This window comes from Croceivirga thetidis (assembly GCF_012272815.1).
Lineage (GTDB): Bacteria > Bacteroidota > Bacteroidia > Flavobacteriales > Flavobacteriaceae > Croceivirga > Croceivirga thetidis.
This window is the reverse complement of sequence record NZ_JAAWWL010000002.1, coordinates 265,699-291,341: the sequence shown is the minus strand read 5'-3', so window position 1 is coordinate 291,341 and position 25,643 is coordinate 265,699. Positions and strand designations below refer to the sequence as shown.

Here is a 25,643-nt window from a genome sequence, read left to right as displayed (position 1 = left end):
CTTAATAATGAAAGGAAACAGCTAGATGGAGCTAATTGACTGGATTGTACTTCAAGTTACCTTACTCTCAATTGTTATCTACGGGGTTTTGAAAACTCGTGGAAGCCAAAGTGTTGATGATTATGTTCTTGGGGGTAAAAGCGCAAAATGGTGGACAATTGGACTTTCGGTCATGGCCACCCAGGCCAGTGCTATTACCTTTCTTTCCACACCAGGGCAAGCCTACCATGACGGAATGGGATTCGTTCAATTTTACTTTGGTTTGCCCCTTGCAATGATTGTTATTTGTGTTGTATTTATACCTATTTATAAAAAACTTAAAGTTTTTACAGCCTACGAATTACTCGAAAAAAGATTCGATTTAAAAACGCGAACATTAACCGCCATACTTTTTTTGATCCAAAGAGGCCTTGCCGCTGGTATAACCATATTTGCACCTTCCATAATTCTTTCTGCAGTACTAGGTTGGGATTTGCGTACACTCAATATTATTATTGGAATATTGGTCATTATTTACACAGTTTCTGGAGGAACGAAAGCGGTAAGCGTTACCCAAAAGCAACAAATGTTCGTCATTCTTTTGGGAATGTTTTTCACCTTCTTTTTTATTTTAGGAAGTCTTCCTCAAGATATATCTTTTTCAGAGGCACTAAAAATTGCAGGGGCCAATGACAAACTCAACATATTAAATTTTGAGCTTGACACTCAAAACCGTTACACTTTTTGGAGTGGTATAACTGGAGGTTTCTTTCTAGCACTTTCCTATTTTGGTACAGACCAAAGTCAGGTGCAACGTTATCTTTCAGGCAAATCAATTCGAGAGAGTCAATTGGGCTTGGTATTCAATGGACTATTGAAAATTCCTTTGCAGTTTTTTATTCTGCTTGTGGGAGTTATGGTATTTGTATTTTACCAATACAATTCTTCGCCATTAAATTTTAACCCGGCAGCCAAGGAGGCCATAGAATCCTCTAAGTTTAAAGCTGACTATGCTGCATTGGAAAGTCAACATGAAGCATTGCTGAAAGAGAAAAGATTGATAAAGAACGATTTCTCTTCAGCCCTCAATCAAAAAGATTACAATGCTATTTTACAAGCTCGTAGTGAAATGGTAAATCTTAATGAACAAGAATTGTCAAATCGCGAAGCGGCTCGAGTGTTGATTGAAAAAGCCGACCCTGTAATTGAAACCAACGATAAAGACTACGTCTTTATTCATTTTATTTTGAATAATCTTCCAAAAGGCCTGATTGGTTTGTTGTTAGCGGTTATTTTATCTGCAGCAATGTCTTCCACAGCATCAGAATTGAATGCGCTAGGTACGATCACCGCCTTGGATTTATATAAGCGAAATCTCAAGGAAGAGAAAACTCAAAAGCATTTTGTTAACGCAGGAAAAGCATTCACCCTTCTTTGGGGTATAATTGCAATACTCATTGCATGTGTTGCTAATCTTTTTGACAACCTAATTCAACTTGTGAATATTATTGGTTCAATTTTTTATGGTAATGTCCTTGGTATTTTCTTACTGGCCTTTTTCTTCAAATTTGTAAAGGGTAACGCTGTTTTTATAGCCGCAATATTGACTCAAATTCTAGTCATAATAGGTTATTGGCAAGATTGGATGTCTTACCTATGGCTCAATGCTTTTGGTTGCGCAGTTGTAATCTTATTTGCTGTACTTATTGAAGGTTTTGATAGGTCGGTAAAAGGGCCACAACCAGTTGACTGATTATAGAATTCGAAACAATAAAAAACCCCAGCCATTTGGCTGGGGTCTAATAAATCGTATTTAGGGACTTATTTTGCTCCCCACTCCATTAATGAGTCTTTATTCATTTTGATGTAGTCAGCATTACCAGCTTCTTCCGCACCCATTAAAGATTTCTTGGCCAATTCAATGGCGCCTTTCTTATCACCAGCAGCAGCATAAATTAGCGACTGTTGACGTAATTGCCAGAATCGTGGCGTTTCTACCATAGACATAGCTTTATCCATCCATTCCTTGGCTTTTCCTATATCCTTACCTTCACTTAAATAGTAGACGGCAGCTTGGTAATAATCACCAGCTCCAGGACCACTCATAACCTTATCAATAGCATCACTTACTTTGGCGTCGGTTGGTACTTCAAAAGGAACTGCAACATAAGTCTTCTCCCACATTATACCGATAACTGCAGAATTCGTTGTGATATCATCGACAGTAATGGTAAATGATTGAATATCCATTGCAATAGGAAAGACCGAAGCTTTTACCCTTGCAGCCACTTTACTTTCATCCAATTCTGCTGGTGCTCCACCACCTTGGTATTCAGTGTAAAAAATTACTTCCCATTCGTTCTGTTGAGGAATAGAGAATATTGCGTAAGTACCAGCCTTTAAATCAGTACCGCCTACTTTTACATCATCCCCGAAAGTAACTTTCGTTCTGGCATTGGCTCCTGTTCTCCAAAGTGTACCATATGGAACCAAATCTCCGAAGATAGTTCGACCGCGCATTGCAGGTCTTGAATAATCAATGGCTACATCAGTAAGGCCCACTACTTGAGTTAAGGTCGCTGCAGGGCTTGGTGCTGGTGTTTGCAATTGAGCAAAACCTACTGAAGCACAAAAAAGGGCAGCAACAAAAAGTCTTAGTGTTTTCATTTAAGTGTTTTTAATTGTTTAGACACACAAATGTACAGATTGACTTAGGCCAGTTTTGTTAACAAAGGCTTAAATAAAAAAGGTGCTATTCCTTGATAAATGCTTTTGATAAAAAACCATCTCGTAATTTAAATCCAAGAAAATAAATTGATGGTGATAATCCTGAAATATCGATAGAATTCGTTGGTGCAAATTCGGGTGGGCTGAACCATACACGTTTACCGTTCACATCAAAAATACCAACTCCAAAAATGGGTTGGTCTGTGTTTAAATTGAAATTTAATTGATTGGACCCATATGGTTTAAATAGTACCAATTCTTCATTATTGGGTTCTTGTGGTTCCATGGTTTCTTCATTCTCAGAATTTTCATGAAAACGAAACAATCTTGATGCCGAGGTTATAGGAGGATTGCTAGAATTAAATTCCTCGGATGTACAATAAAAAGTACCGTCTAAAGTCCTTGTGATACTTTCAATTTGGGCAAAACCAATCTCTAGATTTGTTTTGTTTTTTGTCCCTTGAAAAATCAAAGACTCATCAACATTTTCTACTACAGCAAAAAATGGTGTCAAAAAATTAGAGTAACCTGAAAGGTATAACGAGTTTGTGCTCAAACTATAGTCTGCGCCGGTAACCAACCCATTTACCTGATACTCATCAAGGCGTTCTGCAGTATGGTCACCAGGTTCTTTGGGTAAACGATAGGCTACTGTTCCATTACTGACCCATTGCTTGGTCAGAATAATCAAACTATTATTTAGAACAAACAATGCTTCAGCGTCCCAGTCTGTTTGCTCCGAAGTCATAAAATCCGTTTGGTCTTCATAAGCGAAATTGATGCGTTCCGCGTTTACTGAACCGTTATTTAAAAAGTCGCTTTTTGAAATCTTTAAAACCGCCAAATCTTGCCGGTCCCCTGAATTGTTTCCAAAATCTCCGATGTAAATAAAATCATTATCCTGAGCTAAATCTTCCCAATCTAGATTCGGAACGTTGTTGATTTCAACGGTTCTAACAATGGTCAGATTGGTCGTGTCTAGAACATAAAGTTCTGGTCGGTTACCAGAATCGTTGTGAGTAACCAGATTATCACCGATTAAAATCAAACCGGAAGTTTCATCAATGGAAGATGGCAATAGCCCTAATGATTGGATATCATTTTGACCCACCCCATAATTATGGATAAATAAACAGACGGATAAAATAACAATTGCCCTGTCAAACATCTACATACAAAGTTATACTTACCACATTCGAATTCTTAAATATTTGGGGCAAAACTCTGATAAAACCGTTCAATAAACATTGTAACAAATGTTCATTAGTAAACACACATTTTATTTTGTTTAACTATTTTTATTTTTTGATGAACAATAACTCAATTACCTTTGTAAAAACTTAGTATGAAACTATACCAACTACATGCTAAACAGGCACTCCCTATTAAAAAAGAAGAGGCCTGGAAATTCTTGTCAGACCCGAAAAACCTCAAGAAAATTACACCAGAGCATATGGGCTTCCATATCATTTCAGGTGCAGACAGACCAATGTATGAAGGACAAATAATCCAATATGTTGTAAAACCTTTTCCTGGTTATGCTACTAAATGGGTTACCGAAATTACACATGTCAAAAAAGGGGATTACTTTGTTGACGAACAGCGATTTGGCCCCTACGCATTATGGCATCACAAACACTTTTTAAGTGAAATTGAGGGTGGTGTTTTGATGGAGGATATCATCGACTACAAGATTCCATTTGGTCTAATTGGGCAAATTGCCCAACCTCTTTTAGTCAAAAAACAATTGAAAAAAATATTTAAATATCGAGAAACCCAACTGCACGAACTGTTCGGCAGTTTAGAAGGTTTCGAAAATGAACTGGAATTAAATTAAATCATGTCAAAAAATATCTTATTAATTGGTGGATCCCATGGTATCGGTTTTGAAATTGCCAAAAACCTCCATGAAAATCACACAGTTTATGTTGCTTCACGAACGAATGAAAAATTAGGAAATCTTGATGTCAACTATATTAGTTTCGATGCTACTTCCGACAGTATAGATGAAACTGAACTCCCTGATGTGCTCCATGGTTTTGTATACTGTCCAGGCAGTATAAATTTAAAGCCCTTTAAGATGTTGACCACAGATACTTTTAAAGAAGATATGGAATTGAATTTCTTCTCAATGGTCTCAGTTTTAAAAGGTGTAATAACAAGACTTGTGGAAGGCTCTTCAATGGTATTTTTCAGTACTGTGGCGGTTCAGACTGGAATGCCATTTCATAGTAGTGTAGCCGCAGCAAAGGGAGCAATTGAAGGCTTTACAAAATCAATGGCCGCCGAGTATGCTCCAAAAATTCGAGTGAATTGCATTGCACCATCACTGGTGGACACCCCATTGGCTGGAAGACTTTTGAGCAACGATAAGAAACGTGAATTGATGGCTCAACGCCATCCTTTAAAAAGATTCGGCAAACCGGATGACATAGCAAACTTAGCTGTTTTTTTACTGGGTGATGAAAGCACATGGATAACAGGGCAAATAATCGGGGTCGATGGTGGAATGTCTACATTGAATATTAATTAATGGCAAACAAAATCAATATTTTTTGGTTTAGACGAGACTTGCGCCTTGACGACAATGTAGGTCTTCATCATGCTTTAAAGGGTGAGAATCCTGTCATGCCCATTTTTATTTTTGATTCTGAAATACTTGACAAACTACCTAGAAAGGATGCACGCGTCTCTTTTATTTACAAACATTTACAGCAACTTCGTCAAGAGTTACAATCGAAACATGGCAGTTCTGTGGCCTGTTATTTCGGAAAGCCTGTTGAGGTTTTCAAAGCACTGCTGGATGAGTTCGAGGTTGTAACCGTCTTCACCAACCATGATTACGAACCATATGCATTAAAAAGAGATAAAGAAGTAAATGCATTACTCGAATCCAAAGGTTTATCATTAAAAACCTTCAAAGACCAAGTTATATTTGAAAAGGGGGATATTTTAAAGGGTAACGGTGAACCTTATGTCGTGTACACTCCATATATGCGAAAATGGAAGGAGGCATTCAACACTGTCACAGATTTGGTCGAATACGAACTTTACATGAAAAATTTATGGGCAAACGATAAACTGCCCAATTTAACCTTATCAGATATTGGTTTTGAACTTTCTGAAATTGAAGTGCCAGATTATGTAGTTACCAAAAACCTAATTGAAAATTACGAAGGAACCCGAAATTATCCGGCCATTGAAAATGGTACATCTCGTTTAGGTCCACACTTACGATTCGGTACTGTTTCCATTCGTAAAATGGTCAAAAAGGCAATAGCTGAAGAAAACGAGGTTTTCTGGAATGAATTAATTTGGAGGGAGTTTTTCATGCAAATTCTTTGGCACTTTCCCCATACTGCTAATAATGCCTTTAAGCCAAAATATGACCGAATCGAATGGCGGAATAACGAAGAGGAATTCGAAAAGTGGAAAAATGGTCAAACAGGTTATGCTCTTGTAGATGCTGGTATGCGTGAACTTAATAATACTGGTTACATGCATAATCGCGTACGTATGTTGGTAGCCAGTTTTCTCTGCAAGCACTTATTGATAGACTGGCGATGGGGAGAAGCATATTTTGCCGAAAAACTCTTGGATTATGAAATGAGCAGTAATGTTGGCAACTGGCAATGGGCTGCTGGAAGTGGTGTTGATGCAGCACCTTATTTTAGAATTTTCAACCCTATGACCCAAGTGGATAAGTTTGATAAAAACAGGGGGTATATAGACAAATGGGTACCTGAACTTCAAGAGCTTACATATCCAGCAAAAATGGTTGACCACAAAATGGCAAGGGAACGTTGCCTCAAGACTTACAAAGAAGCAGTGGGTTAATACTTTTTTGGTACTTTTAGAAAAGACCATAAAAACTTTCAAAAATGAAAAAATTACTACTGCCAACGTTTTTTTGTCTTCTTTGTTTCAACCTAGGAGCCCAAAAAATGGGTAAGAATAAGAAGGCCGTTGTAAATGCCATTGAAAAACACAAGGAGAATCTAATTAAACTCAGTGATTCTATTTGGGAATATGCAGAGATTGCATTTGAAGAATCGAAGTCAGCCGAGGTTTTGGCAAGTTATGCCGAACGCAACGGTCTTAATGTAACTCGAGGCGTAGCTGAAATACCAACTGCTTTTACAGCAACCTACGGTTCAGGAAAACCAGTGATAAGCATTCTAGGTGAATTCGATGCGCTACCTGGATTATCCCAAAAAACCATGCCAACTAAAAACCCGATGGTAGAAGGTGCGCCAGGACATGGCTGTGGTCATAATATGTTCGGAGCAGCAAGTTTAGGAGCCGCAATAGCAATTAAAGAACAAATAGAGGCCGGTAATTTAAAGGGTACGGTAAAGTTCTTGGGAACTCCAGCTGAAGAAAAATATTTTGCCAAGGTCTGGATGGTCGAGGCCGGTTTATGGGATGATGTTGATGTTAATGTCAGCTGGCACCCTGGCGCTAATATTGAGGCTGATGTTCAGAGCACACTATCTTTAATTGATTTTATCGTTGAATTCTATGGGCAAGCTGCGCATGCTTCTGGGGATCCATGGAATGGTCGTAGTGCCTCAGATGCACTTGAACTTTACACTACTGGAATTAATTATTATAGAGAACATATTCGCCCTACCTCAAGAATTCATTACCACATTCAAGACGGTGGTCAAGTTGTAAATGTAGTTCCGGATTATTCAAAACTTTGGGTCAGGGTTAGGGATCCCAAAAGAAAGGTAATGATGCCTACCTATGAACATGTAAAAAAGATGGCTGAGGGTGCTGCTATTATGGCCAATGTTGATTATAAAATTTCTTTAGTCTCAGGTATCTATGAAATGTTGGTTAATCGGGCTGGAGGCGAGATAATGCAAAATAACTTAGAACTGTTAGGACCTATAACCTATACTGAAGAAGAAATCGTTTTTGGTAAAGGCATTCAAAAAGCTACTTCCAAGCCAGAGGTGGGTTTTGATAGCACAATAAAACCTCTAAAAGAAACTGAAGAAAACCCCGGCGGGGGTTCCACAGATGTAGCCGATGTAAGCTGGAATGTACCCAATATCAATTTAAGTGTTACCACAGCACCGAAGGACACACCTTGGCATTCATGGGCAGTTGTAGCCTGCGGTGGGATGAGCGTTGGCCATAAAGGAATGATTTATGCCTCTAAGGCTATGGCCATGACCATGGTTGATTTATTTGAAGACCAAAAACTTGTGGAAAAAGTTAAAGAAGAATTCAAAACCCGTAAAGGTGATCAGAAATATGAGGCCATGATAGATGGACCTCCACCCATTGGTGGTAATTAATAGAAATAAAAATTGCTATGTTCGGATTATTTAAAAAGAAAACAGAGATAGAAAAGTTACAAGAACAATATCAAAAATTAATGAAAGAAGCTTTTGATCTCTCAAAAATTAATCGCTCAGCCAGCGATGAAAAATATGCTGAGGCTGACAAAATTCAAAAGAAAATTGAATCCCTTGCAAACTAGTTTTATTAGAAAAAACAGCCTTTTATTTCTCGTGTTATTTGGTTTGGAGTTTACATTTTGCTACTCTCAAAAGCCTTTGGACATTTTTGAAAACTTTATCGGCAAAACTTGGAGTGCTGAAGGCAAATGGGGTGATGGTTCTCTTTTTAAACAAGTAAGCACTTTTAGTTATAGCCTCGATAGCACCTTGGTCATTGTAGAATCTAAGGGTTTTACAGACCAAGAGCAAACTAAATTTGGAAATAGAAATCATGGCATTCGCAAATGGAATTCTGAAATAGGATTTGTTGAATTCTGGGAATTCGATGTTTTCGGGGGATTAACGAAGGGGAAAATCTTTGTTGAGGACAAAAACCTTCGTTACGAATATGTGTATGGAGATACACTGGTTTCGGATTACTGGGAATATGTGAATGACAATACCTACAATTTTAAAGTAGGCAATTACATTCAAGGGGTGTGGGAACAGGTCTATCTAGAAACTCAATTTAATTCGGAACAAAAATGAATCCTATTCTACGAATTTTTCCATTAGGTTTTCCATGGGAAACACAAGACCCTTTCCTCTTTTGTGTTTATCATCTGGACCACTACCCAAAAGGCACAAGTGAAATGGGTCCTGACCCTGAATTGCTGAAAGGAAGGGCACTCGGTAACGATTTTATTACAAAAGATGGTTGGCGAATGTACCATGGCCAAACAATCCCAGGATTTCCAGCACACCCTCACCGTGGCTTTGAAACGATTACGATTGTTAATAAAGGATTTTGTGATCACTCAGATTCCCTAGGAGCTGCCGGGCGTTTTGGTCAAGGAGATGTGCAATGGATGACGGCCGGTAGAGGCGTGCAGCACTCAGAAATGTTTCCCTTATTGAATGAGAATAAAGAAAATACCCTAGAACTCTTTCAAATTTGGTTGAACCTACCTCAAAAAGATAAGTTTACCGAGCCACACTTTAAAATGCTGTGGCACGAAGACATTCCGATTATCAAGACCAAGAATGCCCGAATTCAACTAATAGCCGGGACATATAACAATCAAAAGGCAGTACCACCTGCCCCGAATTCATGGGCGGCCGAGGAAGAAAACCTTGTGTCGATATGGACCTTGAAAATTAAAGCAAATACCGAATTCGAAATACCTTCCACAGAATCTTTAGTGAATAGAAGCCTCTATTTTTATGAAGGTTCTGAAATTAATATTGATGGAAATACCATAAATGCCCAAAATGGAGTCGATTTAGATTCAACCTTTTCAACCCATTTAAAAATTGGCTCCAAAAATGCCTCTTTTCTTCTGCTCCAAGGAGTACCTATAGGAGAGCCTGTAGCCCAACAAGGACCATTTGTAATGAATAGTCAAGACGAATTGCAAAAAGCATTTGAAGAATACCGAATGACTCAGTTTGGAGGATGGCCTTGGCGATATCATGACAATGTGCACGAAAAGGAAAAAGGACGATTTGCCTTATACCCCAACGGAAATCTAGTTGAAAAGTGAATAAACTACTTATTGCACGACTATTGTTTGATTTTGGGCTAGTCGTTCTTATTTGGTTGGTTCAACTAATAATTTATCCCGGTTTTCAATTCTATTCATTTGAAAAATTGGGGCATTGGCATCCAATTTACACTAATGCAATTTCAACTGTAGTAATACCATTAATGTTGGGTCAATTGAGTGTTGTGTCTATTCAAATCATAAAAGTTAGAAACGTTTATACAATTTTGAGTGCTTGTGGTGTTGTAATGGTTTGGTTATTAACGTTTTTAGTTTTCGTACCCATGCACAATGAAATTAGTATGGGTATTATTCAAGAAACAACTTTGAAAAACTTGGTAGCACAAAATTGGTATAGAACAGTTGCTTGGTCTGTGCTTTTTCTTCTCAATGTGCTTTACTTTAAAGCAAAATATAGCAATTTAAGGTGAAACAAGGCCCTATTTTGTTTAACGCTCTAATTCAATAAAAAAACAACCTAAAACCCTATTTAATATTGAGGTTTCTAATAATGAATCATGGATTTACCTAAAAATATTGAAAAAAAAAGTTAAACAAAATAAGTATCTTTGGGAAGCAACCTAACTTAATTTTAAATGTATTCCATTATTTATCGCTCCCTTGCGAAACCGGAGTTTGGGAAATCCGATATCTATCAAATGCTAAGTGCGGCTCGCACAAACAATGAGGACCTAGGTATTACTGGTTGTTTGTTATACCACAATAACCAATTCCTCCAATTATTGGAAGGAGATCAAAATCAGGTTACCAAACTTTATCAAAAAATTTTAAACGATTCGCGTCATTCACACATTGTTACTATCAACGAACGAATATTGGAACGCCCATTGTTTGTGGATTGGAGTATGGCATTTCACGATTTTGGACTAAATGGTAGTTCTGCCGATCAGAAATCCAGGAAGATTGATTTGATATTTCAAAAATCCAATGTTTTCGAAAAACCAAGCCTCATGGCACTTGAGTTTTTTAAAAGTGTTAATGAAATATTGTATTCTGCGAATTAGACCCTGACAATATTTGCTCCTATATTGCGTAATCGCTCATCAATATTCTCGTAACCCCTATCAATCTGTTCAATATTATGAATGGTTGAGGTTCCTTTTGCAGACAATGCTGCTATCAATAACGAAACACCAGCCCTTATATCAGGTGAAGTCATCGTAGTAGCTTTTAAAGTAGATTTAAAGTCATGACCAATAACGGTAGCTCTGTGTGGATCACAAAGAATTATTTTGGCCCCCATGTCCAACAGTTTATCTACAAAAAACAATCGGCTTTCAAACATTTTTTGATGGATAATCAATTCACCACGTGCCTGGGTACCCACAACCAATAAAATACTTAATAAGTCTGGTGTCAAACCTGGCCATGGCGCATCGGCAATCGTCAAAATTGAACCATCTATATAATTTTGTATTTCGTAACCATCGGTATGCGGAGGAATATAAATGTCATCTCCTTTAAGGTGCATCTGAATCCCAAGCTTTTTAAAAGCATTTGGTATTTGTCCCAAATTATCCCAACTGACATTTTTAATGGTTAATTCGCTCCTGGTCATGGCCGCCAAACCAACCCAACTTCCTATCTCAATCATGTCTGGAAGCATAGTATGCTCTGTTCCTCCTAATCTTTCTACACCTTCAATAGTTAGAAGGTTTGAACCAATACCAGAGATTTTTGCACCCATACGAACAAGCATTTTGCAAAGCTGTTGCAAATAAGGTTCGCAAGCGGCATTGTAAATGGTAGTGGTGCCCTCTGCCAGTACAGCTGCCATTACGATATTGGCGGTTCCTGTAACCGAAGCCTCATCCAGTAACATATAAGTGCCTACCAATTTATCCGCTTCTACTCCGTAGAAATACTCCTCTTTGTTGTATCTGAATTTTGCTCCCAGCTTAATAAAGCCTTCGAAATGGGTATCTAATCTTCTTCTTCCGATTTTATCTCCTCCAGGTTTGGGTATATACCCTGTGCCGAATCTTCCTAGTAAGGGTCCAACCAACATAATAGAACCCCTAAGACCTCGGCCATCTTGTTTGAATTGAGCTGATTGAAGATATTCTAGATTAACATCATCTGCTTTGAAGGTGTAAGAACCTTTACCTTTTTTCTGAATTTTAACACCTAAGTCTTCAAGTAGGGCAATTAACTTATTGACATCAATAATATCAGGTATATTATTGATTGTTACTTTTTCGGGAGTGAGCAGCACTGCACATAGAATTTGCAATGCTTCGTTTTTGGCGCCTTGAGGTGTGATTTCACCCGCTAATTTGTGGCCCCCTTCAATTCGAAATGTTCCCATCTAGGTTGAAGTCTATTTAATGACGCTTTTTATTTCTGTGGTTTCGTTGGTTCTTTCTTCCACCACTTCTATTTCCTTTATTGGATCTGTTCTTTAAAAATTGATTGCTTTCTGTGAGATTTTCCCCATCTGGAGCCAAATCAATTGCGCCATTGCTTAATTCTTTTAAGTGGTCAAAAATTACAGTGTCTTCTACCGAATCCTTGTTCCAATTTAGATAGCATTTTTTCATGTGATTCGCAATGGCATATTCCAACCCATCACGTAAGTCTCCTTTTTCCCAATTTACAGCAACATCAATCATACGTTTGATATTGTTACCGTAAAACCTATATTTTGGATGATTCTGAGGATATTCCAATGGTTCAGGACGTTGCTGCAATACCTCCTTCGCTGTAATAGGAAATGGTGAATCGACCTCAAGTTTAAAGTCGGACATTATAAATAGCTGATCCCAAAGTTTATGCTGGAAATCAGGAACATCACGCAAGTGAGGTTGTAAATTGCCCATAACACTGATTATAGCTTGGGCTACTTTATTTCTTTCTTCCCTATCTTCTATTGAGACAGCATGGTCGACCATTTTTTGAAAATGTCTGCCATATTCGGGTATATGCAAATGTGGCCGCTCTGTATTGTATTCTAAATCATCAATTGATACCAAATTGTGGAAATTAAATTAAAAGGAAAGTATTCTTAAGGCTGCAAAATAATAAAAATATACCAGTTGTCTAAAGTGAAATTACACCTTCTACTTTAGAGACTTCTTTGTATTTCGCAATAACATCTTCGGGACCATTCATTCTCACATTTACCGAAATACTTGTGTATTTTCCATTTTTAGATTTCTTAGATTGAATTACAGCACCAGTATTATCAAATATTTTATTGATTTGCGCGCTCTTTTCGTCGTCTGTTGGTATGATGAATTTGTAGAGATAATCTGAAGGCCATTTGGTGTCTTCAAGTAATTGATCTCTCAATCTTGCATAAAATTCATCTGGGTCTTTTGGATCCATACCATTTTTTTGACAAAGATAGATGTTGCTAGGCTATTTTTTTCCATTTAGTATATTCATTACTTTGTCTACACAAATAATAATCTTTTGGCTTCAAAAAAAGTAGTGGTAACAGGCGCTCCTGGAACAGGTAAAACCGTATTGGTAAATACATTGGAAGAACGTGGTTACAAATGTTTTCATGAAATAATAAGAACGATGACCGCCGCTGCGCTAGAAGCAGGTACTGAAAAAGAACAAGTTTCTAATCCCCTTGTTTTTGTTGATGATCCACTAAAATTTAATTCCTTTTTGTTGGAAGGAAGACTTCGACATTTACTCGAATCTAAAAACTTGGAAGAAGAAATATGTTTCTTTGATAGGGGTACTCCAGATGTATTGGCCTACATGGATTATTTCGACCAAAATTATGATGACAGCTTTATTGAGATTTGCAAAGTACATAGGTATGACAAAGTATTTATACTTCCCCCTTGGAAGGAAATATATGTTCGAGACAATGAAAGATTAGAAACATTTGAAGAGGCTAAAGCTCTTCACGAAAATTTAATGAATACCTATAAACGTTTTGGATACAAAGTTGATATGGTTCCAAAAGGTAGTATTGAAGAACGCGTTGCTTACGTACTAGATAATACTGACATCTCTTAATGCATAAAAAACCAATTGAAATAGCTGAAAAATATTGGGGAATCAATGAATTTCGAGGCTCTCAAGAGGCAATAATAAATACAGTCTTAAATCGAAAAAATGTTCTTGCCCTAATGCCCACGGGTGGTGGTAAATCAATTTGTTTTCAAATTCCAGCACTAATTAATGAGGGCATTTGTATCGTGGTATCTCCATTGATAGCCCTTATTCAGGACCAAGTCAATGCATTGAAGAGCAAGGGGATAAAAGCGCTTGCCTTAATTGGTGGAATTAACCATCAAGAAGTTATTGAGCTTCTTGATAACTGCGTTTATGGAAATTACAAGTTCTTATACTTATCTCCTGAAAGATTACAACAAGAAATGGTATTGGAACGCATACGTGAAATGAACGTGAATCTAATTGCAATTGATGAAGTTCATTGCATATCGCAATGGGGACATGATTTTAGACCTGCATATCTAAAGTGCGTCAGTTTAAAAAATGTTGCCCCTAATACTCCCTTTATTTCATTGACGGCAACAGCTACCAAAAAAGTGGTTAATGATATTTTGTCGACATTACTTTTAGATGAAGTGACCTTTTTTAAAGATTCATTTAATAGAAAAAATATTTCCTATCAAATAGACAATACCGAAGACAAATATTTCGCATTGAAGAATAGGCTGAGTACTGACGAAGGTAGTGCAATTGTTTATGTAAGAAACAGAAGAACAACTGTGTCCTTGGTCAAATATCTAAAAGCGAATGGTTTTGGTGCAGATTATTATCACGGAGGCTTATCTCAAGATGAAAAAAAAGAAAAATTAACTAATTGGACTTTAGAGAAGTTCAAGATAATGGTTTCGACCAATGCCTTTGGCATGGGTATAGACAAATCAAATGTAAGAACCGTTATTCACTACCAATTACCCGAGAATATTGAAAACTACTTTCAAGAGGCAGGGCGTGCAGGACGTGATGGTCATTTGGCGAATGCAATTCTAATTACGAACAAAGCGGACAAAATCAATGCCGAGAATCAATTTATCAATACGCTTCCGACAATAGAATTTGTAAAAAAAGTCTATAAAAAACTGAATTCACATTTTCAGATTGCATATGGTGAAGGATTTAATGAGACTTTCAATTTAAATTTTAGAGATTTCTGTGAGAAATATGGCTTCAAAAAAAACAAAACATTCGAGGTGTTGAGAATATTGGATGTCAATGGTATACTATCATTTTCACAGCGATTCAGAGAAAAAACCACTATTCTATTTACCGCTAATAAAGGAGAATTACTAGATTATTATGTCAAGAATGCCCAATCTAAGAAACTAGTTCAAACTATTCTAAGAACTTACGGAGGTGTATTTGATTTTGAAACAAGGATTGATTTAAATCTGATATCAAAAAAAACCGGGCTGCAAACAAAAAAAATCAAAGAAGAAATAAAACATCTTGAAAAGAAGAATTTTCTAGAATTTAATGTTGCTGACGAAGACTTGGAACTAACTTTTTTGGTACAAAGAGAAGATGAATTATCTATAAATCCAGTGGCAAAAAAATTAGCGCATAGGAATAAGATTAAAAGACAGAATTTCAATACCGTAATTCGCTACATTGACAATTTAAAAAAATGCAGAAGTAAGTTCTTATTGAATTACTTTGACGAAACCCAAGCCGAAAACTGTGGTATTTGTGATATATGTAAAAAGAACAATTCATCTAGTTTCAATCGGGATGATATAAAATTTGAGCTACTTAATGAATTAAAATCAAGAAATCTTAGTTCAAGGGAATTAACTAGAATCCTTCCGTACGATAAAATGGAGTTATTGACCGCTTTAAAAGAGCTGTTAGATGATGGTCGAATTAAAATAGATGCAATAAATAGGTATGCTAAAGTCTAAAAAAAGAGAATTAAGAATAGTCTTTATGGGAACACCGGCTTTTGCTGTTGCCGGATTAAGTCTTTTATTACAAGAAGGATATACGATAGTCGCAGTAATTACTGCGCCCGATAAACCAGCTGGTAGAGGGCAAAAACTTCGGGAATCAGAAGTTAAAAAGTTCGCTTTGGATAAAGGCCTAAAAATTCTCCAGCCCACTAATCTTAAAGACGAAAAATTCATAGAAGAACTGGAATCCCTTAATGCCAATTTACAAATCGTGGTTGCATTTAGAATGCTACCAAAAGTAGTTTGGCAAATGCCCACATATGGCACATTTAATCTCCATGCCTCTTTGTTGCCTGAATACAGAGGGGCCGCTCCAATTAATTGGGCTATAATAAATGGAGAAGTTGAAACTGGGGTAACTACCTTTTTAATTGATGAAAAAATTGATACGGGTCAAATGATTTTACAAGAAAAAGTAGAAATAGAACCTAATGAGAACGCGGGAAAACTACATGACAAACTAATGATTCTTGGGGCGAAGGCAATTTTAGATACCGTAAAACTCATAGAAGAGGATAAGGTAACCGTAACAAAACAGGTTGAAAAGGAAGACTTGAAATCAGCTTCCAAACTAAATAAAGATATCTGCAAGATTAATTGGGGGGATTCAATCAATCAAATATATAATCATATTCGTGGGTTAAGCCCCTATCCTGCCGCATGGACAACTCTAATCAATGGTCAAAAGGAAATATCATTAAAAATTTATAGAGCCAACATGATTATCGAAGAGCATGTTTATGAATATGGTAAAATAATAACTACAAAGAAAGAATTCTTAGTAGCGGTGGAACAAGGATTTATCAGCATAATTGAAATGCAAATGGCTGGTAAAAAGAAAATGAAAATAGCTGATTTTCTTAACGGAACTAATATAGGTGAAAACGCTTTTCTTCGGTAGTCCCTTTATTAACGGGGCTTTCAAGCGTTAAAAACATTCACTTTTATCAACAAACCCCCTAAGTTATTAACAAAAACAAGTATTTACCGGAGTTTTACTTGTGTCGTTAGCTTTAACGTATAAATTTGTTCCGCATTAAAGTTTTTTTAACAACATTTAATAATAGTTAATTATGAACAAAACGGAATTAATCGATGCAATGGCTGCAGATGCAGGCATCACTAAAGCTGCTGCTAAAAAAGCATTGGAATCTTTTTTGGGTAATGTAGAGGGAACACTTAAAAAAGGAGGAAGAGTCTCATTGGTAGGTTTTGGCTCATGGTCAGTTTCTAGAAGAAACGCAAGAGAAGGAAGAAATCCTCAGACTGGTCAAACCATCAAGATTGCTGCCAAAAATGTGGTAAAGTTTAAAGCTGGTGCCGAATTGGGCAGCGCGGTAAACTAACAATCTACCATCAACGAATAAGTAAAGCGCTTCAAGATTTGAAGCGCTTTATTTTTTTATTTAAGTTTTAATGCTACATTTAAGTAAAATAGTGTAGTCATTAATTGTCATGCCACAGAAAGGAAAGCTACTTATTGCAGAACCCACCTTAACAGGTGATGTTTCTTTTAATCGCTCAGTGATTCTCCTTGCAGAACATAATGCGGAAGGCTCTGTTGGTTTTATTTTAAACAAACCCTTGGAATATGACATTAGTGATTTAGTAAGCGAAATAAAAGTGCCCCTAAGGGTTTTTAACGGTGGCCCAGTTGAACAAGACAATCTTTACTTTATTCATAAAGTACCGCACCTCATAAAGGATAGTATTGAAATTTCAGATGGTATTTTTTGGGGAGGGGACTTTGAAAATATTGTTGAGCTTCTCAATAATGGTGTAATCAATGAAAATGATATCCGGTTTTTTCTCGGATATTCTGGTTGGGATACCTTTCAATTGGATAAGGAACTGGATTCAAAATCTTGGGTTGTGGTACCAAACACGTATAGCAGCGATTTAATTCAAAAATCCTCTTCAGCTTTTTGGAAAGAAGAAATGATGGAGCTTGGTGGCGAATACCTAATTTGGTCAAATGCACCTGAGAATCCTAATCTAAACTAAGATAGGCGAGCCAAAGTATTTAATCGTCCTACAAGCTTTTTGGCGACTTCATTACTGTATTCCTTTTTACGATACTTTGAAACTGGTATAATGCCCAAGATATCATCTACAACAAAAAGTTCGTCTGCCTTTTGTAATTCAAATGGGGATACCGGTTCTTGTTGAAATTCATAATCATCCCATTTTTCAAAAATTCCAGCAACGTTTTTTCTTATTACCGTATTCTTCACTCCTTCTGAAACCTGTGGCGTTTTCACTAGATTTTCTTTCACAAGGAAGATATTCCCTTTTGTGGTTCCAATGACACTCTTATTGGAATTCAATAAAAAACAAGCATCGTAGTCGTTCTCTTTACTAAAAATTTCTGCCACCGTTAATACAAGATTATTCGATGACGATAAAGATGATAGCAAGCCAGGAGCGATATAATAATCCTTGAACAATTCTAACTCAAAAGGTTTGCTTTTTATTTGATAAAAGGTCTCGGCAAGAGGTTTTAACTCAATGAGATAGGAAACCAAATTTTGGCCTTGGCTTAGACCTTCAGAATTCTTTCTAAATATGAACAGATGTACTTCAAAATTTGCTTCAGCTGAATTTTCAGTTGTTAATCTGCTAATTTCCTGTTCGAAAAATTCCATAGTAAATTCCATGGGTATTTTCATTCGTAGAATACGCATGCTAGAAATTAACCTGAAGTAGTGATCTTCCCAAAAAACTAGTTTTCCAGAAATTAAACGTAAACGTTCAAAAATGGCGTCACCAAATTTAAACGCACGATTTTGGTGATTCAGGAAATCTGACGACCCTTGAATCAGTCGTCCATCAAAATTAACCATGAAAGTTGAGCTATTTATCGCCGTGACCGGAATTTAAAGACGACTTACTTCGATCCCAAAACCTGTTTTAAATCTCCAACTTGGTTTTCCCAAAGCATTTTAGCCTCATCCATCTCATCTTCTTCGGCAAAATCAGAAATAAATAAAGAAACATCTTTGGTTATGTCATCAACGATAATCCTCATTTCAAAAAAGCTTCCATCATCTTCGTTCTCTTCCCAAGCGAACCTAACAAATTCGTCAGACTTACGTTTTAATAATTTTGCAGTTTCCTCAGCACCATCCCAAATAAATATGAATTTTTCACCCCGTGAATTCACGTTATCCGCAAACCATTCTGAAAGGCCAGATGGCGTGGATATATATTGGTACAATAGCTGAGGTGAAGATTGTATTACAAACTCTATTTCAAACTTCATTTTGTCCCCCATTCAAGTAGATTTTTTTTAATGGTTATTGATGTGGTAATATAAAAAAATAAATTGCATTACATAAAATATTCTTGAATTTTGAAGTGGAGGATTTTTACCTGTATATTTGCACCCGCTAAAACACCATGGCGAGGTAGCTCAGGTGGTTAGAGCGCAGGATTCATAACCCTGAGGTCGGGGGTTCAAGTCCCCCTCTCGCTACAAAAACCCTCTGATTCATTTTGAATCTTTGGGTTTTTTTTTGACTCCGAATACTTTTATCAAGATTGGATGTTGGCCAAGTTATATTCTAAATGATATATAGTTTCAAAAAACTTCCCAGTTCATAAGCCAAATGAAGCATTGTAACTCAAAGCATCTCTAAAAATGATGTTTTCTTTTTGTAGGCTGTCAACTATGAAATCAACGTATTCATTTAGTACCCTTTTCATATTCTTTTTGTCATTAACATCAAGAGTTCCTCGCCAAATAAGTTCCCGTTCTTTACCAACGCAAATACAATACAAAGAAGTTTGAAGGTTATATACCATAAATTCCTTGCGGTATTCATCTTCGAAATAAATCTTTTGATTACTCAGATAATCCTCTTGAAAAGAACCATAAATAGTCTTAGCAAAATCATCAATCTTTTGCCCTAAAGTTTTTTTGCTTTCAAAACCAATAACTTTTGTAAAAAGAATAGCATCAAAGTCCCTTTGAATCAAAAGTTCTTCAAATTCATTGAGTTCTGCTTCCGATTTTTCTGATGAAGTGAATTCAATGTCAAACAAATCGATGCTCCGCATCGATGCAACACCAAATCTTTCAAATTCAGCTTGCATCTTAGTCTCAAAATTTTCCTGAATACTTGAATCTGGAGTCAACCCAACAATCAAAACCTTGTTTGCATCGAAAAGAACAATTTCTGGATTTTTCCAACTGTTAACCACACTAATACTAGAACATCCCAAAAAAAGAAAAGAGAAAAGGAATATAGCTTTTTTCATTGCCCAGTTATTTAGAAACTTGGCTTAAAACTATTGTAAAGAACTCTAGAAAAACATGATTTTGATCATGTTAGAGACTCAACTGAATAACCATTAAACCTTAAAAAAGCGACAATATAGATTTTGGATCTTTCAAATATTCCCATAAGCCACTTGAACGTACGGCAAATTCATTAATATCCTGAGCATCGTTACTATCAAATCTTTGCAATTCATGGTTATTGGTTTTGAGACTGTTGTAACCCTTCTTTGTCGTAAAGGCTGCTTTGTAACCAGCTGATTTTAAGAAGTCTATTTCTCTACTGGTATAGTCACCATTTGGATAAGCGAATGCATTTATTTCGAATCCATACTTCATTTCCAATTGCCTTTTAGAAAGGGCAATTTCTTGCTCTGAATCTTTATCCGTGCAATTTGGAAGAATAGGGTGAAAAACGGTATGGGACTGAAAATTCACTGCACTTTTCATTTCTTCAATCTCCATTTTATTCAACGCCTGGCGCTCTGTATACTCTTTTTTTTCGGTATATCCCAACCCAGCCAACTCACCCAATCTTTCATCATTCTGAAGTTTTTTCAGCCCTTGAATTACCAAATCATCCAATTGATTCAAAAACCAATACCTCCTATTCGTATCTATAATTCCACTACAAAGAAATATCGTAACGGGAATATTATACCTTTTTATCAGTGGCAATAACTCATAGTTTCTTTTATGACCATCGTCAAAAGTTAGGACTACACTATACTCAGGTAATGTCATTTCACCTTTGCGTTGTTTTAAAAAATCATTCATTGAAATGATAGAATACCTAGATGCTAGATATTTTATGTGCTTTTCGAAGCTATTATAATCTATATCATGGTACATTAAGACCGTTATTCCTTTTCGTTGAAAAGCTTTCCAGAAAAGAAATCGCAAGCCGGAATAGCGTAGTATAAAAAAGAAGCTCCTTTTAAGCATTCCTTGAAAATCGTCTAGCTTTTTAATTTATTTATTGTCTGAACCGTATTCTGAATGTTGGCTTTGGATGAGGCCCCAAAGAGGATAGACTCAATATTCGGTAACCCACAAACGTATTCAAGTGCCTCTTGAGGTGGTATTGCACCCCCGCCCATTACCTGCATTGCAACAACCCTTGCCGTAGTATGTTTCAATGTCTCTTCATAAAGCTCTTTGCCACCAGACATTCTAAAATTCGCCTTGTTTATAGATGCACAGATGATTGGATTATCCATTCCTACCTTTTTTAGTTCATCAATCAATAAAGGCATGTTCATGGTTATAAATCCTGCTTCTGCATTATACTTCTTTTGAACATAATCATTGAACCTTACCAAAACCTCCGTCATCCCTAATCCTAAAATAAGATCAGTAACTACATTTTGGATCCAGATTACCGGAGTTTTAATGCCTTTGAACATTTTTAATTCCGCATCCACCAAAAGTTCCATAATTCCGAGATAATCTTTTGACAATAGTGATTTACCGCCTTTAAAAGCCGCACCAAAAATATTATCCGGCATGTACTGTTTTATAGTACCCGCAATACCCAGTTCCGTAACAGCATTAGCATATTTATGAGCGTATGGCATACATGGATAGATTTTAAAATCTTTATAATATTCAGGGTTCTTTCTTACATGATCACAAACTCGTGCAATTCTATCATGTGTGGTACACATAAATGTATTTACCCCTTCATCAACGGCATAATTTATTGTTCTAAAGATGGCCTCATCCTTTTGGAAACGAATTGCTTGCTCCCTGGACTTTGAGTCTGAAATATGGTTTACGGCAAAAAATTGGTTATCCCCGTATAATATTTTATCCATTGTTGTACTATTTGTTGGCATTTCTTAATTCAGCAATTACTTTATCAGTATGAAAAGCACTTTGAAAATTGTTTATTTCGTTTGGTTTACCACTTTCTATTGACCTAACGAAATAATCCATTTGGCTTGAATACTCCTCCCCTCTTAAATAAAAATCTACCTGTGGCGTCAAGTCCGTAACATATTTTACATTCCACCCCTTATTGTAACCCTTTACTTTCTTTGGGTCTTTTATGTATACCTTAAGCTCATTAGCATCTGAAACTATTTTACCATTCGATCCTTGAACTGTAATACTTGTCGACATTTTTCTATAAGTCTCATCGCTCCAGTTAACTGATAAGTTACCAGTTATTCCATTCTCCAATTCAAGCAATGAATAAACCGCGTCTTCAACTTTTTTAGAATAAATCGTTTTTAGTAAAGTTCCCTTTTGTCCTTTAATTGGTCCTACTAAAAAGTTAACCAAATCAATAACATGAGAGGCGTAATCAAGTAAACAACCACCACCTTGGCTTGGGTCAGAACGCCAGGTATCTTGTTTCTTCTTAATTACGACAGGGCCGTACGCCTCCGCCAAAAAGTGTTGAATCTCTCCAATAGCTTTATTTTGCAACAGGTTTTTAACCTCGTTAAATGTTCCAATAAACTTATTGTGATAGCCCACTTGGTTAATAACCTTCCTATCATTGGCCATTTGGGTCAATTCCATACCTTCTTCAAGTGTTAGGCAAAACGGTTTTTCGACGAAAACATGGATATTTCTTTCCAACAGCTTTTTTACAATTATATGATGCAGTTTTGTTGGGAGCGCCACTACGACTGCATCCGGTTTAGCTTCATCCAACATTTTATCGAAGTCGGTATAACAAGGAAATTTACTGTAACTTTTTAAAGCTCCAATAACCAGTTTAGACTTATCACAAACACCAACAACCTCAACATCTTTGTGGGCACCAAGAATAGAGAGGTGTGAAATACCCATCTTACCGGCTCCTATCAAAGCAATTTTTACCATCTTAATACTTATAAGGAATTAATATAATTTTCTAAATAATCAATTATTACTTGTTTCTTCGAAACATATTCGTTTGGTTGAAACGATTTTAAATCGTTCAAAAGCCTTTCTAACTTATCATCTTCGTGCCATGGTAAAACATATCCCTTTTCCGTGAAAATTTCCAATATATCAAGTTGGTGATCATCTACATTTTCTCCTAACTTGTATAGTCTTGGTATGGCAATTACTTTCTTTTTTAACCGCACGGCTTTAATTAGTGAACCTGTGCCTGCATGGGTAATTATCAAACTAGCAGCTTTGGTCAATTCATTGATTTTATCTGGAGGCATAAATGGACTTACCTCCATAAATTCTGACACGAATTCAGTATGACCTGATTGTACAACGATTTTTTCGTCGATTATTTTTTTTCTACAAAGGTCTTCTAGCTCTTTTAAAGGCCTCGTGAACGGAACTGGGAATGTGCCAAGGGTAACGAATATCATACTAAATCTACTTTAATAAATTCCTCCTAGGTGAATTGCCTTTTTATAGTGTTTTGTCATTTCGGGCCATTGAACTATAAATCGATTACAGATTGGATACGCAATATTTGCTGAAAATGCTTTTGATTTGACTCGTGCAAAAGATAAAATCCAAACTACTTTAGAACCTACTAATTTTGCCAGAAAACACATGGGTAAGGCCGTATGACTGCCCGTAGTTATTACCACTTTGGGGTAGTGCCCTATTAAAATTCCAATGGATAAAAATAGATTCTGCAATACCGAAAAATAAAATCCTAAGCCTCGTCCACTACCTTTTGGACGGCTTTTTAAAAATTTCATGTTGTAGCGTTCAGCCATTGGTATTGTCGCTTTTGACTTTTCAGTTACGATTAGGTAATCATATTTCGTAAACAAAGGCTCCAATTCCCTAATCTGGGCGAAATGTCCGCCATCAGAACAAATAAGAATAATCTTCTTTTTTTTAGAATTTCTTGACATTATGAACTAGTTTGTAACGGTTTGTTTATGGCTAGCAAAATTCGGCTGGAAAAAATTCTGATACCAATATTCAAGAGACAACAAAATGAAAAGATGCTTTTCGTAATCACGCTTTTTTGCTTTATGCATTTGAATCATTTCTTCAATAAAATTGATGTTGAAAAATTCAGAACTGAAGGAGTTTGATTGATTTATTAATTCAATCAAAGTATCACCCAACTCATTCTTAAACCATTCTCCAACAGGCGTTTCAAATGCCCTTTTCTTTCGATTAATAATATGGTCAGGCAAAAACTGCGCTGCAGCTCTTTTTTGAATGTATTTCGTTTTCTTTCCCCTTAATTTAAATTCTACAGGCAAGCTTTCAACAAATTCCAATAAGTCGTTATCTAGAAAAGGCACCCTATTTTCGATGGAATGTGCCATTGTTATTTTATCATTGAACAAAAGCAAACTATCAGGTAAAAGACTCCTTGTATCTAAATATAATAGTCTGTTTAGAGAGTGAGCTTTTGAATCGGTCAATTCTAGAAGATTTGAAAATGAACTTGCTAAATTCCCATCGATAATCTGTTTATAATCACTTTTTAAAAGTGAATTTTTAAATTCTGGTGTGAACAAGGTGAAAATTGCAGAAAACCTTTCAGTTTCCTTCTTGAATCCTAACGAGTAAATCCCCCTTTGTAATGTGGGATTGGCAGGAAACATTTTTTTGATTTGTCCTAATGGCAATAAAGAAAGAAACTTTCCATAGTCCGCTATTATTTTTTCGCCTCTATATCTTTTATATCCGGCCATAGGCTCATCGGCCCCTTGTCCGCTCATAACAACTTTCACATGCTCATTCGCCAGTTTCGAAACATGATACAATGGTGGTATTGTAGCCGTGGCAATTGGCTCTTCGGTATGATAGTATGACATTGAAAATGTTTCTAAAAATTGTTCAATGTTCATAAAAACATCATAATGGTCAGAGTTGATGAATTCAGCTGTAATTCGCGCATCATCCATCTCATTGAAATTTCCTTTCCCCCTGAATCCAACAGTAAACGTCTTGATTTGTTGATTTGAGTGTTTGGCCATCATTGAGCCGACCATTGCCGAATCCAACCCACCACTTAACAAAACCCCAATGGGCACATCACTCAAAGCTTGTCTTTTAATCGCCTGTTCAAAAAGAAAACAGTACTGTTCGGTTGCTTCGTCTTCAGTAATTGAAAAATTTATTCTTTGTTTTCTAGGCCAGTAGTCAACATGACTCACATTCATATTGGCATCAAAAACTATATAACTGGCTGCCTCAAGTTTCTTAATATCCTTAAAAATAGTGTCAGGTGCAGGGTTATATCTAAAAGCAAGAAAAGTATTTAAGGCATTAAGGTCGACCTGCTTTTCATATTCAGGATTATCTTTTATCACCTTTATTTCCGAACCAAAAATCAGCTTATTTTCTTTATGGTAGTAGTATAGAGGTTTGACTCCGAACATATCTCTTGCAAGAAAAAATTTATCTTTTTTCTTATCTATGAATGCAAGGGCGAAGATTCCATTAAAATCTCGGACACCATCAATGCCGAATTCCTTTATGTAGTATAGTATGGTCTCCGTATCGGAGGTGCCTTTAAACGAAACACTCGTTAGTTTTTTACGGAGTTCTAAATGATTATATATCTCCCCATTAAAAATGATTGCGTAATTGCCACACTGTGATAGCATTGGCTGATTTCCACTTTCTGAAAGATCTAAAATCGATAGTCTTGTGTGTCCTAGAAAAACTTCATTGCCAGCAAATTTTTCAATAATTGAATCTTGATAGTCTGGACCTCTATGGTGAATAAGTTCCAAAGAATTCCCTACTGGATTAACGTTAATAGAGCCGACAATGCCGCACATAT

At 36.4% G+C, this 25,643-nt stretch carries 29 protein-coding genes and 1 tRNA gene; 16 read left to right on the top strand and 14 right to left on the bottom strand.

Going from position 1 to position 25,643, the window contains the following annotated elements:
- Nucleotides 1-25: 25 nt before the first annotated feature.
- Nucleotides 26-1,732 carry a sodium:solute symporter family protein gene (locus HCU67_RS08995; RefSeq protein WP_168552299.1) on the top strand — a complete coding sequence of 569 codons (1,707 nt, stop codon included), beginning with the start codon at nt 26-28 and terminating at the stop codon, nt 1,730-1,732.
- Between the two features lie 68 nt (nt 1,733-1,800).
- On the opposite strand, the gene HCU67_RS08990 is transcribed toward HCU67_RS08995, so the two are convergent.
- Together HCU67_RS08990 and HCU67_RS08985 are read right to left on the bottom strand one after the other, a co-directional pair.
- A complete protein-coding gene (locus HCU67_RS08990; RefSeq protein ID WP_168552298.1) occupies nt 1,801-2,646 on the bottom strand; it encodes a DUF2911 domain-containing protein in 846 nt (281 codons plus the stop codon).
- Between the two features lie 85 nt (nt 2,647-2,731).
- Nucleotides 2,732-3,874: a T9SS type A sorting domain-containing protein gene (locus tag HCU67_RS08985; RefSeq protein ID WP_168552297.1), complete on the bottom strand. Its 1,143-nt coding sequence runs from the start codon at nt 3,872-3,874 to the stop codon at nt 2,732-2,734.
- A gap of 177 nt (nt 3,875-4,051) precedes the next feature.
- Between HCU67_RS08985 and HCU67_RS08980 the strand changes: the two genes are divergently transcribed.
- The 9 genes from HCU67_RS08980 to HCU67_RS08940 all read left to right on the top strand — a co-directional run bounded on the left by HCU67_RS08980 (nt 4,052) and on the right by HCU67_RS08940 (nt 10,728).
- Nucleotides 4,052-4,543, top strand: coding sequence for an SRPBCC family protein (locus HCU67_RS08980; RefSeq protein WP_168552296.1), 492 nt, complete (start codon nt 4,052-4,054; stop codon nt 4,541-4,543).
- A 3-nt stretch (nt 4,544-4,546) separates the two neighbouring features.
- Entirely contained in the window at nt 4,547-5,239 is a 693-nt protein-coding gene (locus tag HCU67_RS08975; RefSeq protein WP_168552295.1) for an SDR family NAD(P)-dependent oxidoreductase, read from the top strand.
- Complete coding sequence (locus tag HCU67_RS08970; protein ID WP_168552294.1) at nt 5,239-6,543, top strand: cryptochrome/photolyase family protein; 1,305 nt, start codon at nt 5,239-5,241, stop codon at nt 6,541-6,543. Before HCU67_RS08975 ends, HCU67_RS08970 begins: the two co-directional genes overlap by 1 nt.
- A gap of 44 nt (nt 6,544-6,587) precedes the next feature.
- Nucleotides 6,588-8,015 carry an amidohydrolase gene (locus tag HCU67_RS08965; protein WP_168552293.1) on the top strand — a complete coding sequence of 476 codons (1,428 nt, stop codon included), beginning with the start codon at nt 6,588-6,590 and terminating at the stop codon, nt 8,013-8,015.
- Between the two features lie 17 nt (nt 8,016-8,032).
- Entirely contained in the window at nt 8,033-8,200 is a 168-nt protein-coding gene (locus tag HCU67_RS08960) for a Lacal_2735 family protein (RefSeq protein ID WP_168552292.1), read from the top strand.
- Nucleotides 8,201-8,276: 76 nt separating this feature from the next.
- Nucleotides 8,277-8,708, top strand: a complete 432-nt coding sequence (locus HCU67_RS08955; protein ID WP_168552291.1) for a hypothetical protein — start codon at nt 8,277-8,279, stop codon at nt 8,706-8,708.
- On the top strand, nt 8,705-9,703 hold the full coding sequence (locus tag HCU67_RS08950; RefSeq protein ID WP_168552290.1) for a pirin family protein: 999 nt from the start codon (nt 8,705-8,707) through the stop codon (nt 9,701-9,703). Before HCU67_RS08955 ends, HCU67_RS08950 begins: the two co-directional genes overlap by 4 nt.
- A complete protein-coding gene (locus HCU67_RS08945; protein ID WP_168552289.1) occupies nt 9,700-10,134 on the top strand; it encodes a hypothetical protein in 435 nt (144 codons plus the stop codon). The genes HCU67_RS08950 and HCU67_RS08945 overlap by 4 nt, the downstream gene beginning before the upstream one ends.
- Before the next feature lie 165 nt (nt 10,135-10,299).
- On the top strand, nt 10,300-10,728 hold the full coding sequence (locus HCU67_RS08940; RefSeq protein WP_168552288.1) for a BLUF domain-containing protein: 429 nt from the start codon (nt 10,300-10,302) through the stop codon (nt 10,726-10,728).
- On the opposite strand, the gene murA is transcribed toward HCU67_RS08940, so the two are convergent.
- From murA to HCU67_RS08925, 3 genes are all read right to left on the bottom strand, one after another.
- Nucleotides 10,725-12,032: a UDP-N-acetylglucosamine 1-carboxyvinyltransferase gene (gene murA / locus HCU67_RS08935; RefSeq protein ID WP_168552287.1), complete on the bottom strand. Its 1,308-nt coding sequence runs from the start codon at nt 12,030-12,032 to the stop codon at nt 10,725-10,727. The two genes, HCU67_RS08940 and murA, sit on opposite strands and share 4 nt — an antisense overlap.
- Nucleotides 12,033-12,048: 16 nt before the next feature.
- Nucleotides 12,049-12,696: a DUF4290 domain-containing protein gene (locus tag HCU67_RS08930; RefSeq protein WP_168552286.1), complete on the bottom strand. Its 648-nt coding sequence runs from the start codon at nt 12,694-12,696 to the stop codon at nt 12,049-12,051.
- 67 nt (nt 12,697-12,763) lie between these two features.
- Entirely contained in the window at nt 12,764-13,051 is a 288-nt protein-coding gene (locus tag HCU67_RS08925; RefSeq protein ID WP_168552285.1) for a DUF493 family protein, read from the bottom strand.
- A gap of 87 nt (nt 13,052-13,138) precedes the next feature.
- Here HCU67_RS08925 and HCU67_RS08920 point away from each other — a divergent pair, with 87 nt between their 5' ends.
- The 5 genes from HCU67_RS08920 (at nt 13,139) to HCU67_RS08900 (ending at nt 17,649) form a co-directional block, all read left to right on the top strand.
- Nucleotides 13,139-13,702 carry an AAA family ATPase gene (locus HCU67_RS08920; protein WP_168552284.1) on the top strand — a complete coding sequence of 188 codons (564 nt, stop codon included), beginning with the start codon at nt 13,139-13,141 and terminating at the stop codon, nt 13,700-13,702.
- A complete protein-coding gene (locus tag HCU67_RS08915) occupies nt 13,702-15,597 on the top strand; it encodes a RecQ family ATP-dependent DNA helicase (protein ID WP_168552283.1) in 1,896 nt (631 codons plus the stop codon). The genes HCU67_RS08920 and HCU67_RS08915 overlap by 1 nt, the downstream gene beginning before the upstream one ends.
- Nucleotides 15,584-16,546: a methionyl-tRNA formyltransferase gene (fmt, locus tag HCU67_RS08910; RefSeq protein WP_168552282.1), complete on the top strand. Its 963-nt coding sequence runs from the start codon at nt 15,584-15,586 to the stop codon at nt 16,544-16,546. Before HCU67_RS08915 ends, fmt begins: the two co-directional genes overlap by 14 nt.
- Before the next feature lie 172 nt (nt 16,547-16,718).
- Nucleotides 16,719-16,991, top strand: coding sequence for an HU family DNA-binding protein (locus tag HCU67_RS08905; RefSeq protein WP_168552281.1), 273 nt, complete (start codon nt 16,719-16,721; stop codon nt 16,989-16,991).
- Nucleotides 16,992-17,100: 109 nt separating this feature from the next.
- Nucleotides 17,101-17,649 (top strand): YqgE/AlgH family protein, encoded by a 549-nt coding sequence (locus HCU67_RS08900; protein ID WP_168552280.1) that lies wholly within the window; start codon nt 17,101-17,103, stop codon nt 17,647-17,649.
- Here HCU67_RS08900 and HCU67_RS08895 read toward each other — a convergent pair.
- Nucleotides 17,646-18,488, bottom strand: a complete 843-nt coding sequence (locus HCU67_RS08895) for an aminotransferase class IV (RefSeq protein WP_168552279.1) — start codon at nt 18,486-18,488, stop codon at nt 17,646-17,648. The two genes, HCU67_RS08900 and HCU67_RS08895, sit on opposite strands and share 4 nt — an antisense overlap.
- 44 nt (nt 18,489-18,532) lie before the next feature.
- Nucleotides 18,533-18,919, bottom strand: coding sequence for an START-like domain-containing protein (locus tag HCU67_RS08890; RefSeq protein WP_168552278.1), 387 nt, complete (start codon nt 18,917-18,919; stop codon nt 18,533-18,535).
- A gap of 127 nt (nt 18,920-19,046) precedes the next feature.
- Between HCU67_RS08890 and HCU67_RS08885 the strand changes: the two genes are divergently transcribed.
- Nucleotides 19,047-19,120: transfer RNA gene (locus tag HCU67_RS08885), tRNA-Met, on the top strand.
- Between the two features lie 122 nt (nt 19,121-19,242).
- Here the strand turns inward: HCU67_RS08885 and HCU67_RS08880 are convergent.
- The 7 genes from HCU67_RS08880 to asnB form a co-directional block, all read right to left on the bottom strand.
- Complete coding sequence (locus HCU67_RS08880; RefSeq protein WP_246865746.1) at nt 19,243-19,905, bottom strand: hypothetical protein; 663 nt, start codon at nt 19,903-19,905, stop codon at nt 19,243-19,245.
- Nucleotides 19,906-20,005: 100 nt separating this feature from the next.
- Nucleotides 20,006-20,869, bottom strand: coding sequence for a polysaccharide deacetylase family protein (locus tag HCU67_RS08875; RefSeq protein WP_168552277.1), 864 nt, complete (start codon nt 20,867-20,869; stop codon nt 20,006-20,008).
- Nucleotides 20,870-20,883: 14 nt separating this feature from the next.
- Nucleotides 20,884-21,741 (bottom strand): aldo-keto reductase family protein, encoded by an 858-nt coding sequence (locus HCU67_RS08870; protein WP_168552276.1) that lies wholly within the window; start codon nt 21,739-21,741, stop codon nt 20,884-20,886.
- Nucleotides 21,742-21,748: 7 nt separating this feature from the next.
- Nucleotides 21,749-22,759 (bottom strand): Gfo/Idh/MocA family protein, encoded by a 1,011-nt coding sequence (locus HCU67_RS08865; RefSeq protein WP_168552275.1) that lies wholly within the window; start codon nt 22,757-22,759, stop codon nt 21,749-21,751.
- Nucleotides 22,760-22,767: 8 nt separating this feature from the next.
- Nucleotides 22,768-23,247, bottom strand: coding sequence for a PssE/Cps14G family polysaccharide biosynthesis glycosyltransferase (pssE, locus tag HCU67_RS08860; protein ID WP_168552274.1), 480 nt, complete (start codon nt 23,245-23,247; stop codon nt 22,768-22,770).
- A gap of 12 nt (nt 23,248-23,259) precedes the next feature.
- The gene (gene pssD, locus HCU67_RS08855; RefSeq protein WP_168552273.1) at nt 23,260-23,748 is read right to left on the bottom strand and encodes a PssD/Cps14F family polysaccharide biosynthesis glycosyltransferase; all 489 of its coding nucleotides are present in this window, start codon (nt 23,746-23,748) and stop codon (nt 23,260-23,262) included.
- Nucleotides 23,749-23,754: 6 nt separating this feature from the next.
- Nucleotides 23,755-25,641, bottom strand: coding sequence for an asparagine synthase (glutamine-hydrolyzing) (gene asnB / locus HCU67_RS08850; RefSeq protein WP_168552272.1), 1,887 nt, complete (start codon nt 25,639-25,641; stop codon nt 23,755-23,757).
- Nucleotides 25,642-25,643: the final 2 nt, after the last annotated feature.